The 15,380-nt window shown below is 67.0% G+C and carries 11 protein-coding genes; 10 read left to right on the top strand and 1 reads right to left on the bottom strand.

Annotated features, from left to right (window positions below):
* Positions 1-3: 3 nt before the first annotated feature.
* Genes VIK36_RS16335 through VIK36_RS16320 form a run of 4 tightly spaced genes read left to right on the top strand, consistent with a single transcriptional unit; the run spans position 4 to position 6,708 of the window.
* Complete coding sequence (locus VIK36_RS16335; protein WP_324642741.1) at positions 4-1,344, top strand: glycosyltransferase family 2 protein; 1,341 nt, start codon at positions 4-6, stop codon at positions 1,342-1,344.
* Positions 1,334-3,148: a polysaccharide deacetylase family protein gene (locus VIK36_RS16330; protein ID WP_324642739.1), complete on the top strand. Its 1,815-nt coding sequence runs from the start codon at positions 1,334-1,336 to the stop codon at positions 3,146-3,148. The genes VIK36_RS16335 and VIK36_RS16330 overlap by 11 nt, the downstream gene beginning before the upstream one ends.
* A 55-nt stretch (positions 3,149-3,203) precedes the next feature.
* Positions 3,204-4,988 carry a polysaccharide deacetylase family protein gene (locus VIK36_RS16325; protein WP_324642737.1) on the top strand — a complete coding sequence of 595 codons (1,785 nt, stop codon included), beginning with the start codon at positions 3,204-3,206 and terminating at the stop codon, positions 4,986-4,988.
* Positions 4,989-5,025: 37 nt separating this feature from the next.
* Positions 5,026-6,708 (top strand): endo-1,4-beta-xylanase, encoded by a 1,683-nt coding sequence (locus VIK36_RS16320; RefSeq protein ID WP_324642736.1) that lies wholly within the window; start codon positions 5,026-5,028, stop codon positions 6,706-6,708.
* A 20-nt stretch (positions 6,709-6,728) separates the two neighbouring features.
* Here VIK36_RS16320 and rarD read toward each other — a convergent pair whose 3' ends face one another.
* On the bottom strand, positions 6,729-7,730 hold the full coding sequence (gene rarD / locus VIK36_RS16315) for an EamA family transporter RarD (protein ID WP_324642734.1): 1,002 nt from the start codon (positions 7,728-7,730) through the stop codon (positions 6,729-6,731).
* Between the two features lie 118 nt (positions 7,731-7,848).
* On the opposite strand from rarD, the gene VIK36_RS16310 reads away from it, so the two are divergent.
* From VIK36_RS16310 to VIK36_RS16285, 6 genes are all read left to right on the top strand, one after another.
* Positions 7,849-8,844: a DNA topoisomerase IB gene (locus VIK36_RS16310; RefSeq protein WP_255172940.1), complete on the top strand. Its 996-nt coding sequence runs from the start codon at positions 7,849-7,851 to the stop codon at positions 8,842-8,844.
* Positions 8,845-8,889: 45 nt separating this feature from the next.
* Positions 8,890-10,350, top strand: coding sequence for an FAD-dependent oxidoreductase (locus tag VIK36_RS16305; RefSeq protein WP_420716218.1), 1,461 nt, complete (start codon positions 8,890-8,892; stop codon positions 10,348-10,350).
* A gap of 40 nt (positions 10,351-10,390) precedes the next feature.
* The gene (locus VIK36_RS16300) at positions 10,391-10,996 is read left to right on the top strand and encodes a TetR/AcrR family transcriptional regulator (RefSeq protein WP_324642729.1); all 606 of its coding nucleotides are present in this window, start codon (positions 10,391-10,393) and stop codon (positions 10,994-10,996) included.
* Positions 10,996-12,270 carry a glycosyltransferase gene (locus VIK36_RS16295; RefSeq protein ID WP_255172937.1) on the top strand — a complete coding sequence of 425 codons (1,275 nt, stop codon included), beginning with the start codon at positions 10,996-10,998 and terminating at the stop codon, positions 12,268-12,270. Before VIK36_RS16300 ends, VIK36_RS16295 begins: the two co-directional genes overlap by 1 nt.
* 81 nt (positions 12,271-12,351) lie before the next feature.
* A complete protein-coding gene (locus VIK36_RS16290; RefSeq protein ID WP_324642728.1) occupies positions 12,352-13,695 on the top strand; it encodes a helix-turn-helix domain-containing protein in 1,344 nt (447 codons plus the stop codon).
* 140 nt (positions 13,696-13,835) lie between these two features.
* Positions 13,836-15,359, top strand: a complete 1,524-nt coding sequence (locus VIK36_RS16285) for an aldehyde dehydrogenase family protein (protein WP_324642726.1) — start codon at positions 13,836-13,838, stop codon at positions 15,357-15,359.
* The last annotated feature ends 21 nt before the right edge of the window (positions 15,360-15,380 follow it).

Genomic DNA, 15,380 nt, shown 5'->3' with positions numbered 1-15,380 from the left:
GCGATGGATATCGCGCTCTTGGTCTTTTGGCTCTTCGCGGGCGTCAGCATCCTTTACGTTGTGCACTTCGGCCTCTATCTGGCGGGTGCCAACTTCTACGACATATGGCAACAGCGGCGCAAGGGACTCAGCGGGATCCGGCTTCCCACCCCCTACCAGCCCGAGTGCGCAGCGACGGCCACGTGGACCCGGCGGGCGCTCCCCGAGGTACCCGGGCTGGTCTCCATTGTCATTGCCGCCCACAACGAGGAAGCGGTGATCGTGCGGACCCTGGACTCCATCCGGCGCAGCACCTACCCGTTCTTTGAAGTCTTCGTCGCGGATGACGCCTCCGGTGACCTCACCGGCCGGCTGGTCCGTGATTACCAGTTGCGCCACCCCGCCATGGACCTGCGGATCTTGCGGATGCACCGGAACGTAGGCAAGGGCGCGGCGCTCAATTCGGTGCTGCGCAGGTTCGCGCGCGGCCAGTTCGTCATGACGCTCGACGCCGACTCGGTCATCCAGCCGGACGCCATCACCCGGGCGCTGTCCTACTTCGACGACCCGTACGTCGCCGGCGTGGCGGCGAACGTCCAAATCATGGAGGAGACCACGGCGCTCGGCATCCTGCAACGGTTTGAGCACATGATTGGCTACCGCTCAAAGAAGCTCTACTCGCTGCTGAACTGCGAGTTCGTGGTGGGTGGGGTGGCCTCCACCTACCGGATGCGCGTGCTGCGCAAGGTGGACTTCTACGACACGGACACCGTGACCGAGGACATCGGCCTGAGTGCAAAAATCACCCACTTGGGCAACCGGCGCTTCCGCATGGTCTACGGCGCGGACGTGGTGGCCAAGACCGAGGGGGTGCTCACCTTCCGTGCCCTGGCCAAGCAGCGCTACCGCTGGAAGTACGGAAGCATCCAGAACCTCATCAAGTACCGCAGCATGACGCTGAACCCCAGCCGCCGGTACAGCCGCACCCTGGCCTACTACCGGATGCCCACGGCCGTGCTGAGCGAATTCACGCTGCTCGTCTCACCCTTGGCCTGGACATATGCGGTCTATTGGTCGCTGGCCACTTACACTCCGGCGCTGATCATCGGGGCTTACGCCACCATCACCGCCTACACGCTGCTGACAGTCCTGATGGATGAAAACCTCTCACCCCGGGAACGCACCAGGCTGTGCATGTACGCGCCCACCGCCTACTTCCTGTTCTACATCATGGACCTGGTCCAGCTCGCGGCAGCGGTCCGGTGCATCGCCCGTTCACCAGGGCTGGTGCGGCGCCCTGAGATCAACACCTGGAAATCTCCGCAGCGGGCCGGCAGCGTGGCGGTGATAAGCCGTGCCGCCTAGGCGCCGGCGGGTCCGCCAGGTCCTGCTGAATCCGCTCGTGGTCATCGCGGTCCTGGTCCTCCTGATCACCGCAGGGTGGTTCATGTATACGGGCAGGATCGGCACCTTCGCCCAGGCGCGGCCCGGAGCCAACCTGCTCCCGGCGCTCTTTCCCGGCATTGCCGCACCGACGGCGACACCCGGCCCGTCGCCGTCGGCCGGTACTTCGGTAGCACCTGCAGGCGGCTGGACCGCCGGCCACAGCGGGGACGCGAAGACCTCCCTCGAACTGGTGCAGGGACAGATGGGCGCCCAGGCGCTGAAGCTCGACATCCCGCAGTACGCCTCGGGCGACGTCACCCTCACCAGCCCGCGCGTGGACGTGGCTCCCGGCAAGACCTACTTCTTCAAGGTGTACGCCACCACGGAAGCGGATTTCCGGCTGCTGGTGCGGAAATACCACAGGGATGGCTCCGCCAGCCTGGAGCAGCTGCGGAACCCGGTCGAGCGGCCCGGTACCACCGCGTTCACGGTGAGTGATGCCTTCAACAGCGGCGACACCGTCGCGGCAGTGGAGTACGTCTTCCGCTTCGCCTCAGTGGGCACCGCACGTGTGGAAGGCGCCTACCTTGAGGCAGCGGACGACGTCCAGCCCCCGGCACCCGCAACGGTGGGCCCGAACGTGATCCCCAACCCGGGGTTCGCCGGTACCCAGCCGAACCAGCCGGCCTTCTGGTCCCCCTATTCCTCCGGGACGTCAACGGTGGAATCCGGGCGCGGCGAGGATGGGCGCGGAAGCTTCCTCTGGACCCGCGTCGGAAATTACCAGAACGGGGAGGCGAAGTGGCAGTACCAGCCCATCCCGGTGACCCCGGACCGCTACTTCAGGTTCGGCGCGGCCTACAAGGCGGACCGCGAGGTGGATGTGGTGGCCGAGTTCGAGCTTGCGGGCGGAGGACGCACCTTCAAGAACCTGGAGACCGTGCCGCCGGCAGGGGAGTGGACCACCATCAGCGAGGCATTCCAGGTCCCCGACGGCGCGGCCACCGCGATGGTCACCCTGGTTGCACATGGGAACGGGACCACCGCCGTCCGCGACTATTCGTTGACGGACATCACCAGGCCCGGGCCGTTGCGGTGGAACCAGCCCACGGTCTCGATCACGTTCGACGACGGGTGGCAGTCCGTGTACGACCGGGCGCTGCCCCTGCTGGACAAGCATGGCTTCAAGTCCACCCAGTACGTCAACGCCAGCTCTATCGAAACGCCAAACTTCATCACGGGCGCCGAGGTCCAGCAGCTGCACCAGGCGGGACATGAAATCGCAGCCCACTCCTACCAGCACGTCGACCTCACCTCCGTGGGGGCGGAGCGGCTGGATGAGGAGCTGCGCAAGAGTGAGGAAGCGCTGGCCGCGGCCGGCCTTCCCACTGATGACCTGGCACCGCCGTACGGACGCTCCGACGCCCAGGTGGACTGGTACGCGGCCAAGTACTTCAAGGTCATGCGGGGGACGGATGACGGGATCAACACCAGGCAAAACATCAACCCGCATGACCTGAAGGTCCTGTACGTGACCGACGCAACCACGTCGGACACCCTGAAGGAAGCGCTCGCCGAGGCTAAGCGGTCCAACGGCTGGCTCATCCTGGTCTACCACCAGATCGCTGCCCCCGACGCGTCGGGGACCCAGAAGAACACTATTGCGGCGGACAAGAGCACCATCACCAGCGACGTCCTCGCAACCCAGCTGCAGCTCATCGACGAAAGCGGCATCCAAGTGAAACCGGTCGCCCAGGCGTTCGAGCAGTTGCAGGGCCCGTGACCACCGTCAGGCGGTGAAACGCGGCGCCTTCGCCACCCGAAAGAAGGAGAAAGTCATGATCAAATCCAGATCCAGCCTGGCGCGACGCCGCGCCGGGCTCCTGACCCTGGGGGTAGCCGTGTGGGCCATGGCCGCCGCGCTGCTGACCCCTGCGGCCGCGAACGCCGCCGTGGACAACCCTGCCCCAACTCCGCTCGTGTCCTTCACCTTCGACGACGGCATGCAAAGTGCCTTAACGCAGGCTGCCCCCACCCTTAAGAAGTACGGGCTCACCGGCACCAGTTACGTCATCACCAACTGCGTGGGGATGACCGCCGTGCCGAACACCTGCCGCGCCAACACCGACGTTCCCTATATGACGTGGGACCAGATCACCCAGTTGCAGAACACCTACGGCTGGGAGATCGGCTCGCACACCGTTGACCACCAGTGCCTTGTCAGTGTGGGCAACGACTGCCAGGCCACCAAGCTGACGGCCGCCCAGGTGGACGCCGAGCTGGCCAACAGCAGGGCCGCTTTGTCGGCCCACGGGTTCAACGCCACTGCCCTGGCCACGCCCTACGGCGACTACGACATGTCGGCGCTCGCCCGGATAGCAAAGTACTACACCTCGATGCGCGGCTTCGCGGACGTGGGCAACAACATCTGGCCGCTCGGCGACCTGCTGCTCCACAACACTCCGGTGCAGGAAGTCACCACCACGGTCTCAACCCTGAAGGCCAAGGTTGACGAGGCAATCGCCAACAAGACGTGGGCCATCTTCACGTTCCACGACGTCAGGCCCTCGCCGAGCCAGAACCCGGATGACTACCAGTACGGAACGGCTGAGCTGGACCAGCTGGCAGCGTATGTGCAGACCAAAGTGGCAGCCGGGCAGATCAGGAACGTCAATGTCAGCAAGGGCCTGGTAACCGGCAGCCCCAACCTCCTGCCGAACGCGACGTTCAATAACGGCATCGCCGACGGTTGGCGCACGGACGCCCCGGCCACGATCACCGCGGACGCCGGGACCAACGGGAGCTACCCGGATCCTGCCAAGTCGGTGAAGCTGGTGTCGGGTTCCGCTGCGGGCCACCTGTTCTCGCCAAAGGTTCCGGTGTCGGCGGCCAACAGCTACCTGTACAAGGCCTTCCTCAACGTGGCGGCAATCTCCTCCGGAGAAGTGGGCTTCTACGTGGACGAGTACAACGCGGCCGGGCAGTGGATTTCCGGGCAGTTCCGCAAGCGGGAAAACAGCCGTTGGGTGGAGTCGATGAACTTCACCTACACTCCCAGCTCCACCAGCGTGGCGTCTGCCAGCCTGCAGGTCTACGTGACCGGCACCGGCATCACGGCGTACCTGGACAACATGCAGATGATGACGCTCGGGGCCGGCTCCACCACGCCGTCGCCCAACCTCGTGGCAAACGGCACGTTTGATGCCGGAATCGGCTCGGGCTGGCGGACAGACTCCGCATCCACCATCCTGGCTGACGCAGCCAACCACGGAAGCCCGGCCAACCCGGTGAACTCGGTTAAGATGACCGCCACCACGGCCAACAAACACCTGTTCTCCCCGCAGGTGGCGGTGGCAGCCGGCAGCTACAAGATCGCCAGCTACCTCAACATCACGGCGCGGACCAGCGGCGAGATGGGCTTTTACATTGACGAATACAACTCGGCCGGGCAGTGGATCTCCGGGCAGTGGAAGCTCGGGATCTCAACCGGCGGCGTGACCAATGTGGACCTGACGTACTCGCCGAGCAGCACCGCCGTGGCAAAGGCGAGCCTGCAGGTGATCGTCCAGGGCAATTCGGGACTGCAGGCGTACTTCGACGACGTCCGCTGGACCAAGTCCTAGCAGCACCAGGTCCTGGCAGCAGGGGAGAGGACGAAGGATGGCCGGGCGCCCGCACGCACTGACGGTGGTGCTGGTGTCCGCCCTCCTCGTCATCCTCGCGTCATGCTCCCCGCCCAAGCCTGATGTGACGCTGGACCTGCTGCACGGGGACTGGCAGGATGTTCCAGGCGTCCGGGCCGGGAACGGCGCACTCCAGGTGACGCCCACCGCCAGGCGAATCGTGGAGCAGAGCGGGGAAGGAGGTCAGCCGAACCCCCCGCTCAACCTCGCCGGCACGCACCTGATGGTCGGCGGAGACTTTTCGGTCAGCGCGACGTTCGCGGACGTGACCGCGGACGCGTCCTGGGCTCTGTACGACCGGCCGCCCGTCATCGCCGATGAGTTCCGCGTCGAGCCGGCGGGCCTGCGGCTTACCCTTCAGGGAAACGACCTGAAGATCGCCGTCTTCGACGGGACGCAGAAGAAAGACGTGACCCAGCCGGTGCCGGTGCATGATGAACACGTCACGGTAAAGGACCCGGGGGCGCCCTTCACCGTGCGCCGCTCCGGCGATACGCTGGCCGTCGCAAGCGGCAACGACACTCTTTCCTCCCTTCCCCTGGGCAAGGTGTTCTCATCCGGGGAACTGTGGCTGGGGTTCTCCAGCGATTCCGGCGACTTCGCAATCACCTCGCTCAAGGCGGTTGCGCCGGGAAGCGCCGGCCTGCGCACCTCAGGGGCCGCGGCAGCCGGCGTCCAGCCGTCAAAGGACGGCCTGCAGGCGCTCGCCGCCAGGACCCGTCCGGACTTCCTGGTAGGCGCGGCCGTGGCACTGGGGCCCCTCACCGGGGACACGGACTATGCCCGGGAGTTCGTCGAAAACTTCGGCGCCCTCACACCGGAGAACGCGATGAAGCCGCAGTTCCTCTCCCCGCAGCGGGGCGTCTACACCTTCGAAGAAGCTGATGCGATCCTGGCGATTGCCCGGAGCAAGGGCATGGCAGTGCACGGCCACACCATCGCTTTTACGGAGGCCATGCCCCGCTGGATGCAGGAACTCCCCGCAGGCTCGGACGCGGAGCGCCGGACCAGCGCGGCAGCACTGCTCGACTACATCTCCGCAGTAGTGGGGCACTTCAAAGGGCAGCTGGCTTCCCTTGACGTGGTCAACGAACCGTTCGACGTGGACCAGGGGACCGGCATGCAGCAGAACATCTGGTACCGCGTCTTCGGGCCGGGCTATCCGGCCGTGGTTTCCAAGGCGGTCTACGCGGCCGATCCGGACATCAAGCAGTACATCAACGAGAACGGCGCCGACGTGCCCGGGCGCCGCCAGGACGCACTGCTCAAGCTCATCCTGGACACGAATGCGCAGGGCGGCCACATCTACGGGGCAGGCCTCCAGGCCCACGTCTACGACCTCAAGACCGACGCCATCTCCGCCGACGACCTCACCCGGACGCTCAAGCGTTTTGGGGACGCCGGGCTCCACGTCCGCATCTCCGAGAACGACGTCACAGACGGCCAGGGGACGGACGCCCAGGCGAAGCAGTACGCCACGGTGCTGGCCACCTGCCTGCGCTCGCGCACCTGCGTCTCCTACACCACGTGGGGAGTGGATGACCGCTACGACTGGTGGATCGACGACGGCGGGAGCCTGCGGCAGGGCCACGACCACCTGTTCAACGACGGGAAACCCACCCCCGCGTACGATGCCGTGAAGCGCGCCCTGGGAGGTTGACTTTGACCGGGAGCCCCGGCTCAGGCGCCCTGGCGGACTGCCGCCCTGCGGGCGAGGGAGTTCCTGCGAGCCGTCCGCAGCATGTCCAGGGTCAGCAGCAGCAGGGCCAGCCACACCACCCCGAAACCAATCCAGCGCTCAACCGTCATGGCCTCCCGGAAGACCAGCAGCGCCACCACGAACTGCAGGACCGGGGCAAAGTACTGGAGCAGTCCGATGGTGGTCATGGGCAGCCGCCGTGCGGACGCACCGAAGAAAAGCAGCGGGACGGCGGTGATCACGCCCGATGCCAGCAGCAGCCAGAAGTGTCCTGGTCCCTCGGACGTCAACGTGGAGCTGCCGCCTGCGGCCAGGACCACCATGGCCACGGCGGCCAGAGGGGCGAGCACCATCGTCTCCACGCTGAGGCTGGTGATGGCGTCCACCCTCGATCCCACCCGGTTCTTGACGAAGCCGTACAGGCCAAAGCTGAACGCCAGGGTCAGGGCAATCCATGGCAGCTTCCCGTAGGAGTAGGTGAGCACGCCCACCGCTACGAAGCCGACGCCGACGGCGGCCCACTGGAGCGGCCGCAGCCTTTCCTTCAGGACCAGCACACCCAGCAGCACAGAGACGAGCGGGTTGATGAAGTAGCCCAGTGACGTTTCCACGGCCTGCCCCGTGGTGACGCCGTACGTGTAGGTCAGCCAGTTGATGGCAATCAGGAATGCCGCCAGCGCCAGGGAACCAAAGACCCGTCGGTCCTTCAGCGCCACCGCGAGCACGCCCCACGCCCTGGTCACCGTGATCAGGAGAGCACAGAACAGCAGGGACCACACCACCCGGTTGGCCACGATTTCGACGGCGCCCGCCGGCATCAGGATGAAGAAGTACAGCGGGAGCAGCCCCCACAGAACGTAGGCGCCGATGCCGAACAGCATGCCGGTCGTCGAATCCTTGGCGACAGCCCGGGGCCCCTCACCGGCCGGCGGCGCGGCTGCGGGGGTAGCAACGGGCGTGGCGGGGGAGGTTCCTTCTGGCATAGGCACGAAGTCCATAACAGCATCCGGTGGGCAGGTATTCCAGCAGACAGGCGGTATTCCGGAAAATAATCAGTAGGCTTGCTTTCATGACACGTGCGCCTTCCCCGGAGCCCAGCCCATGAGGCTCCGGCGCAGCAACGCCTCGGGCCGCGGCTACCGCAGGGTGCCCGCCGGCAAGGGCTTCAGTTACCGGGACCTGGACGGCTCCACGCTGCCGCCCGGCCCTATCCGCGACCGCCTGGAAAGTATCGGCATCCCGCCGGCCTGGACCGACGTCTGGATCGCCCCGTTCGAGAACGGGCACATCCAGGCGACCGGCGTGGATGCCGTGGGCCGCCGCCAGTACATCTACCATCCGGAGTGGCGCGAGCGTAAGGACCGGGTGAAGTTTGACCGGTCCCTCCAGTTGGCCGAATCACTGCCCGCGGCCCGGCGGCGGGTGACCATGGACCTGCGCAGTGAAGGCTTCACCCGCGACCGCGTCCTGGCGGCGGCGTTCCGGATGCTGGACACCGGCTCGCTGCGGGTGGGCTCGGAGAGGTACACCAACGAGAACGGAAGCCGTGGGCTGGCCACGCTGCTGTGCGCCCACGTCCAGGTGCGCAAGGACCGGATCCTCCTGCGCTTCCCGGCCAAGAGCGGCAAGGACTGGGAATCGGAAATCCGCGACGCCGACCTCGCCGCCCTCCTGCGCCTGCTCAAGCGGCGGGGACCGAACGCGAGGCTGCTGGCTTACAAGGAGGGCAGGACCTGGCGTCCGGTCACCAGTGCGGATATCAACGCCTACGTGAAGGAGCGGACCGGCTCAGACTTCACCGCCAAGGACTTCCGGACCCTGCGCGGGACCGTGGCGGCCGCGGAAAGCCTGGCGAGGACCGGAGTCCAGCGGACGGCGGCAAAGCGGAAGCGGGCCATCAGCCGCGCCATGTACGACGCGGCGGAGACGCTGGGAAACACTCCCTCCATTGCGCGCAAGAGCTACGTGGACCCGCGGGTGCTGGACCACTACCATGACGGCGAAACCATCGATCCGAAACGGCTGGACTCGGCGGAAGCTGAGCTCAGGGCGCTGTTGTACCGCGAGGGCAAGGTAGTGGCCCTGGCCGCCAACTAGAATGGGGGACTGTGCGCTGCACCATGCGGCGCACCCTCATGAAACATGAGCAGGACCAGTTCAGAAGGGTTCCCGGTGTCCAATCACAGCGAAACCGCCGCCAACCGTCCCCTCCGCGTCGCCATTATCGGCGCGGGACCGGCAGGAGTCTATGCTGCGGACATCCTCACCAAGTCCAGCGGGGTCAAGGACGGCGACTTTCAGGTCAGCATCGACCTCTTCGAGGCCTACCCGGCACCCTACGGCCTGATCCGGTACGGCGTAGCCCCGGACCACCCCCGCATCAAGGGCATCGTCAACGCCCTGCACAAGGTCCTGGACCGGGGCGACATCCGGTTCCTGGGCAACGTGACCTACGGCCGGGACCTCACGCTGCACGATTTCCGGGCCTTCTACGACGCCGTCATCTTCTCCACGGGCGCCATCAGGGACGCGGACCTGGACATTCCGGGCATCAACCTGCGCGGCTCCTTTGGCGGCGCGGACTTTGTGTCCTGGTACGACGGCCACCCGGACGTGCCCCGCGAGTGGCCGCTGGAGGCCAGGGAAATCGCGGTGATCGGCAACGGCAACGTGGCCCTGGACGTGGCCCGCATGCTGGTCAAGCACCCCGAGGAGCTGCTTACCACCGAGATCCCGGACAACGTGTACGCCGGCCTGAAGGCGTCCCCGGTGACGGACGTCCACGTCTTTGGCCGCCGCGGCCCCGCCCAGGTCAAGTTCACCCCGCTGGAGCTGCGGGAACTGAGCCACATGGACGACGTCGACATCGTCCTCTACCCCGAGGATTTTGAATTCGACGACGCCTCGGACGAGGCCATCCGCAGCAACAACCAGGTCAAGACCATGGTGAACACTCTCACCAACTGGCTGGTGGAGGAGCATGCGGAGTCGGAGAACCCCTCATCCCGCAGGCTGCACCTGCACTTCCTGCACAGCCCCGTTGAAGTGCTCGACGACGGCACGGGCAAGGTGGGCGGCATCAAGTTCGAGCGCATGCAGCTGGACGGGACCGGCAACGCCAAGGGCACCGGAGAGTACGTTGAATACCCTGTCCAGGCTGTCTACCGGGCCATCGGCTACCACGGCTCCGCGCTGGACGAACTGGAGTACGACGCCAAGCGGGGCGTCATCCCCAACGAAGGCGGCCGGGTCCTCGATGCCGACGGCAACCCCGTTCCGGGCATCTACACCACGGGCTGGATCAAGCGCGGACCTGTGGGGCTGATCGGCCACACCAAGGGCGATGCGCTGGAGACCATCGGCTTCCTGCTGGAGGACCGGCTCACCCTCCCGGCGGCCGGGAACCCGGATCCCCAGGCCATCATCGACCTGCTGGAAGAGCGCGGCATCGAATACACCACCTGGGAGGGGTGGAACAAGCTCGACGCCCACGAGGCGGGCCTGGGTGCCGCCTGGACCGGACCCGAGGGCCTGGACCACGTGGTCCGCGAGCGTATCAAGGTGGTGCCGCGCGAGGAGATGATCCGCATTTCCCGCGGCTGACCCCTACCCCCGACGGTGTATTCGAGTTAATCTGGTTAACATGAATACGGCCGGGGCCGGAACCCGTCCCTACAGCTCCCCGAAGCGCGCCACCTCTGCCGAGGAAACCGGCCGCCGGATTCTGCAGGCCACCGAAGACCTGTTCATGGAGGGGCCGCTCGCCGACGTCACGCTGGGTGCGGTGGCTGCCCGCGCCGGCGTCACCGTCCAGACCGTCATCCGCAGGTTCGGGGACCGCGCCGCCCTCATCGACGCCAGCGCCAAGGCTGCCACGGCCAGGGTGGACAGCCAGCGCAGCGCCGTTCCTCCCGGCGACGTGCCCGCCGCCGTCGACAACCTCCTGGAACACTACGAAACCACCGGCGCGCTGGCACTGAAGCTGCTCGCCGAGGAACAAACCTCCCCCGTCCTGGCGGAAATCACCGGGGGAGCGCGCCACCTGCACCGCGAATGGTGCCGCCGCGTTTTCGGCCCCTTCCTTGACCCCCTGAAGGGCAGCCCGGACCACGACCGCCGGCTGGCCCAGTTCGTCGCTCTCTGCGACGTCTACAACTGGAAACTGCTGCGCCTGGACGCCGGGCTCAGCCGCGGCCAGGTGGCCCACTCCCTGCTCGAAATGCTGGAACCCTTCACGCGGAGGCCCTGATGTCCACCGTCCTTGCCTACACTTCACCTGCCATAGGCCACCTCTTCCCCATGGTTCCGCTGCTCGCGGAACTCAAGGCCCGCGGTCATGATGTCCACATCCGCACCCTGCCACGGCAGGTTCCACAGCTCACGGAGTCAGGGTTCCACGCCGGGCCGGTGGACGGCAGGATTCTTGCGATCGAGGCCACGGACTACCGCGCCACAAACCCGAAGGCTGCCCTGGCCTCCAGCGTTGAGACCTTCGCCGCCCGCGCCCGGTTCGATGCGCCGGACCTGCAGCGCGCCATTGAGGGGATAAGGCCGGACCTGCTCCTGGTCGACATCAACGCCTGGGGCGCGCGCATCCTGGCAGAACACTCAGGGCTGCCGTGGGCAACCTTCAGCCCCTACACCCCGCCGCTGCCCTCAAGGGGTACGCCCCCGTTCGGGCCGGGGCTGGCTCCTTTGCCGGGTCCGCTCGGCAGGGCCCGGGATGCGGTGGTGCGGCGCCTGGTGATTGGCGCCGTCGAGAAGCTGATGCTGCCCCGGATCAACGCCCTGCGGGCCGACATCTCCGGCGGCATGCTTCCTCCGGTCACCGGCGCCAACTCCATGTTCCGCACCGCCCCGCTGATGCTCGTGGCCACCGCCGGGCCGTTCGAATATCCGCACCCGGACTGGGCTCCGGATGTGCGCATGATCGGCGCCCTGGACTGGGAGCCGCCGGCCGAAACTCCCTCGTGGCTCGGGGAGGCCACCGCTCCGGTCGTCCTGGTGACCACGTCCTCCGAGTACCAGGCGGATGACGCCATCGTCCGGACCGCCCTGGCGGCCCTGGCCGGAGAGCCCTATACCGTCGTCGCCACGTTGCCTGCAGCCGAGGCCGGCTCTGCGGGTGCCGCCAGGGCCGCCGGCCTCGACCGTTTCCAGCCCGTTCCGTCCAATGCCAGGCTGGAACATTTCGTGCCGCACGGCCCTGTCCTTGACCGCGCCGCCGTTGCCATCACCCACGGCGGCATGGGGGCAACACAGAAGGCCCTCTCAAAGGGAGTGCCCGTGGTGGTGGTCCCGTTCGGCCGCGACCAGCACGAGGTGGCCGCAAGGGTAGTGGCGGCCGACGCCGGAGTGCGGCTCAGCCGGAAGCGCCTCACGCCGGAGCGGCTCCGGGAAGCCGTCCACCAGGCCCTGGGCAAGGCGCCGGGGGCGCGCCGGGTGGCGGATGGCTACGCGGCCGCCGGGGGAGCAGCGGCGGGGGCGGACGCTCTGGAAGAGCTGGTCAGGGCAGGCCGGTGACACGAGGTTGTTGTCCAGCTATGCTGACTTGGCCACCCTCCAGCCCTGCACAGCCGGACAAGACTCCGGAACGGGAGTTCGATGACGAACCTGCTCCATCCTGAACCGCGCCAGCGTGCCGCACTGGCCGGCCACGAGCGCCTGGGGTCGGACCCCGGCAACCTCACCCCCGAGATCCCCGGGCTGCGCAACCTCATCAAGGAGTCCTGGCAGCGGTCGGCAAGCTTCAAGGCCAATCCGGACAACGCTGCCGCGCCGCTGGCATTCGACTGGGACCAGCTGGAGGACTACCGGCGGCAGCACCCCCTGGCCGCGATCATGCCGGTCATCAACAAACTCCTGGTCCAGCCCAGCCACGACAGCGGGCTCCTGGTTGCGGTGGGCGACGAGGTGGGCAGGCTGCTGTGGGTGGATGGCGACCCCACCCTCCAACGCCGGGCCGAAGGCATGATGTTCGTCCCCGGTGCCGACTGGTCCGAGGCCAGCGTCGGCACCAGCGCGCCGGGCACCGCCCTTGCCCTGGGCCGGGGGATCCAGATCGCGGGCGCCGAGCACTACCAGCGGGCAGTGCACCCCTGGAGCTGCACCGCCGTCCCCTTCCATGACCCCGACTCCGGCGCTGTCCTCGGCGTCGTGGACATCACCGGGACGGACACCGCGGTGGCGCCGCACACGCTGTCGCTGGTGGAGGCCACCGTTGCTGCCGCCCAGGCGCAGCTGCGGGTGGAGCGCCTGCAGCTTGCGGCGGAGCTCGCCAGGAAGCCAGTACGACGACGGTCCCCGGCTGCCGCCGGCAGGCAAGGCCCGGGTGCCAGCGAAGGCAGCCTTTACCGGAACAGCCTGCAGCTGCTGGGCCGCGACCAGGCACTGCTCAGCCTGGGCGGCAGGACCGTTTCCCTGTCAGCACGGCACAGCGAGATCCTCGCCCTGCTGAGCACTCACCCAGACGGGCTCACTGCCGAGGAACTGGGCTTGCTGCTGTACCCCGGGGAGGGCTCCACCATCACGCTGCGGGCCGAGATGGTCCGCCTGCGCAAGGTCATCCAGCAGCTGAGTCCCGACGCTGTCCCCGGCTCCCGCCCGTACCGGCTCCCGCTGGACCTGGTGCCGGATACCGGCCAGGTGCTCAGCTGCCTGCAGCGCGGCGCACACCGGATTGCCTTGGAGATCTACCGCGGCGAGGTACTCCCGCGCTCGGAGGCGCCAGGCGTTGTCGACCTCAGGAACAGGGTTTCGTCCCTGCTCCGGGAAGCGGTCCTCACGGACGGCAGCGCCGAGTCCCTGCTCAAGTACGCTGCGCTTCCCGAAGCAAGGGACGACGTCGTCATCCGCCGCGCCGCGCTCCGCCTCCTGCCGCCGCGCTCACCCAAGCGGGCCGCCGTCGTAGCCGACCTGGAACGGCTGGAAGCCGAACTGCGCGCCTGACGCTCGATTCGGGCCGGACCACGGCTCTGTGATCTGGATCTCACCCTCGCAACCTTGCTGCAACGTTGCTCCTCCTACGCTGGGTCCATCGGCGAGCGCCCCTACGGGCCAGCCTTCTGCACAGCAAAGGAGCTAAGCACATGACCGTTTACGCACAGCCGGGAACCGACGGTTCGAAGGTCACCTTCAAGGACCGCTACGAGAACTGGATTGGCGGCGAATGGGTGGCCCCGGTCAAGGGCCAGTACTTCGAAAACATCACCCCGGTGACGGGCAAGGCGTTCTGCCAGGTGGCCCGCGGCACCGCGGAGGACATCGAGCTAGCCCTGGACGCGGCACACAAGGCCGCACCCTCCTGGGGCAAGACCTCCGTGGCGGAACGCGCCGCCATCCTGAACAAGATCGCCGACCGCATCGACGAGAACCTCGAGATGCTCGCCGTGGCCGAAACCTGGGACAACGGCAAGCCCATCCGGGAAACCCTCAACGCCGACCTGCCGCTGGCCTCGGACCACTTCCGCTACTTCGCCTCCGCGGTGCGCGCCCAGGAGGGCAGCCTGTCCCAGCTCGATGACAACACCACCGCGTACCACTTCCACGAACCGCTCGGCGTGGTGGGCCAGATCATCCCCTGGAACTTCCCCATCCTGATGGCCGTCTGGAAGCTTGCGCCCGCGCTCGCCGCCGGCAACACCGTGGTGCTCAAGCCCGCGGAGCAAACGCCCTCATCGATCCTGGTGCTGATGGAACTTATCGGGGACCTGCTGCCCGCCGGCGTACTGAATGTGGTCAACGGCTTCGGCGTGGAGGCCGGCAAGCCGCTGGCATCCAGCTCCCGGATCCGGAAGATCGCCTTCACCGGTGAAACCACCACCGGCCGGCTCATCAGCCAGTACGCCAGCCAGAACCTCATCCCCGTCACCCTGGAACTGGGCGGCAAGAGCCCCAACATCTTCTTCAACGATGTTGCCCAGGAAAACGACGCGTTCTACGACAAGGCCCAGGAAGGCTTCGCACTCTTCGCCTTCAACCAGGGCGAAGTCTGCACCTGCCCCTCGCGGGCCCTCGTGCAGGAGGACATCTACGAGTCCTTCATGGCCGACGCCGTGGCCCGGGTGGAGAAGATGATCCAGGGCAACCCGCTGGACACCGAAACGCAGGTTGGCGCGCAGGCCTCCAACGACCAGTTGGAGAAGATCCTGTCCTACATCGACATCGGAAAGCAGGAAGGCGCCAAGGTGCTCACCGGCGGCGCCCGCGCCGAACTCCCGGGGGACCTCGCTGGCGGCTTCTACGTCCAGCCCACCGTGTTCGAGGGCCACAACCGGATGCGGATCTTCCAGGAGGAGATCTTCGGCCCCGTGGTGGCGGTGACCCGGTTCAGTGACTACAACGACGCCATGGGGATCGCCAACGACACCCTGTACGGCCTGGGCGCCGGCGTCTGGTCCCGCAACGGCAATGTGGCCTACCGCGCCGGCCGCGAGATCCAGGCCGGCCGCGTCTGGGTGAACAACTACCACGCCTACCCGGCAGGTGCCGCTTTCGGCGGCTACAAGTCCTCCGGCATCGGGCGCGAGAACCACGCCATGATGCTGGACCACTACCAGCAGACCAAGAACCTCCTGGTCAGCTACGACGAAAACAAGCTGGGCTTCTTCTAGGCCGAAGCCCGCACCACTACA

The sequence above is a fragment of the Pseudarthrobacter sp. LT1 genome (genome assembly GCF_035621795.1).
Lineage (GTDB): Bacteria > Actinomycetota > Actinomycetes > Actinomycetales > Micrococcaceae > Arthrobacter.
This window is presented reverse-complemented; position numbering and strand designations above follow the sequence as displayed.

Bases quoted from the DNA above. Each gene is read 5' to 3' on its own strand.
- VIK36_RS16285 (WP_324642726.1), top strand. From the start codon at position 13,836: ATGACCGTTTACGCACAGCCGGGAACCGACGGTTCGAAGGTCACCTTC.
- VIK36_RS16290 (WP_324642728.1), top strand. From the start codon at position 12,352: ATGACGAACCTGCTCCATCCTGAACCGCGCCAGCGTGCCGCACTGGCC.
- VIK36_RS16295 (WP_255172937.1), top strand. From the start codon at position 10,996: ATGTCCACCGTCCTTGCCTACACTTCACCTGCCATAGGCCACCTCTTC.
- VIK36_RS16335 (WP_324642741.1), top strand. From the start codon at position 4: ATGGATATCGCGCTCTTGGTCTTTTGGCTCTTCGCGGGCGTCAGCATC.
- VIK36_RS16300 (WP_324642729.1), top strand. From the start codon at position 10,391: ATGAATACGGCCGGGGCCGGAACCCGTCCCTACAGCTCCCCGAAGCGC.
- VIK36_RS16305 (WP_420716218.1), top strand. From the start codon at position 8,890: ATGAGCAGGACCAGTTCAGAAGGGTTCCCGGTGTCCAATCACAGCGAA.
- rarD (WP_324642734.1), bottom strand. From the start codon at position 7,730: ATGCCAGAAGGAACCTCCCCCGCCACGCCCGTTGCTACCCCCGCAGCC.
- VIK36_RS16325 (WP_324642737.1), top strand. From the start codon at position 3,204: ATGATCAAATCCAGATCCAGCCTGGCGCGACGCCGCGCCGGGCTCCTG.
- VIK36_RS16320 (WP_324642736.1), top strand. From the start codon at position 5,026: ATGGCCGGGCGCCCGCACGCACTGACGGTGGTGCTGGTGTCCGCCCTC.
- VIK36_RS16310 (WP_255172940.1), top strand. From the start codon at position 7,849: ATGAGGCTCCGGCGCAGCAACGCCTCGGGCCGCGGCTACCGCAGGGTG.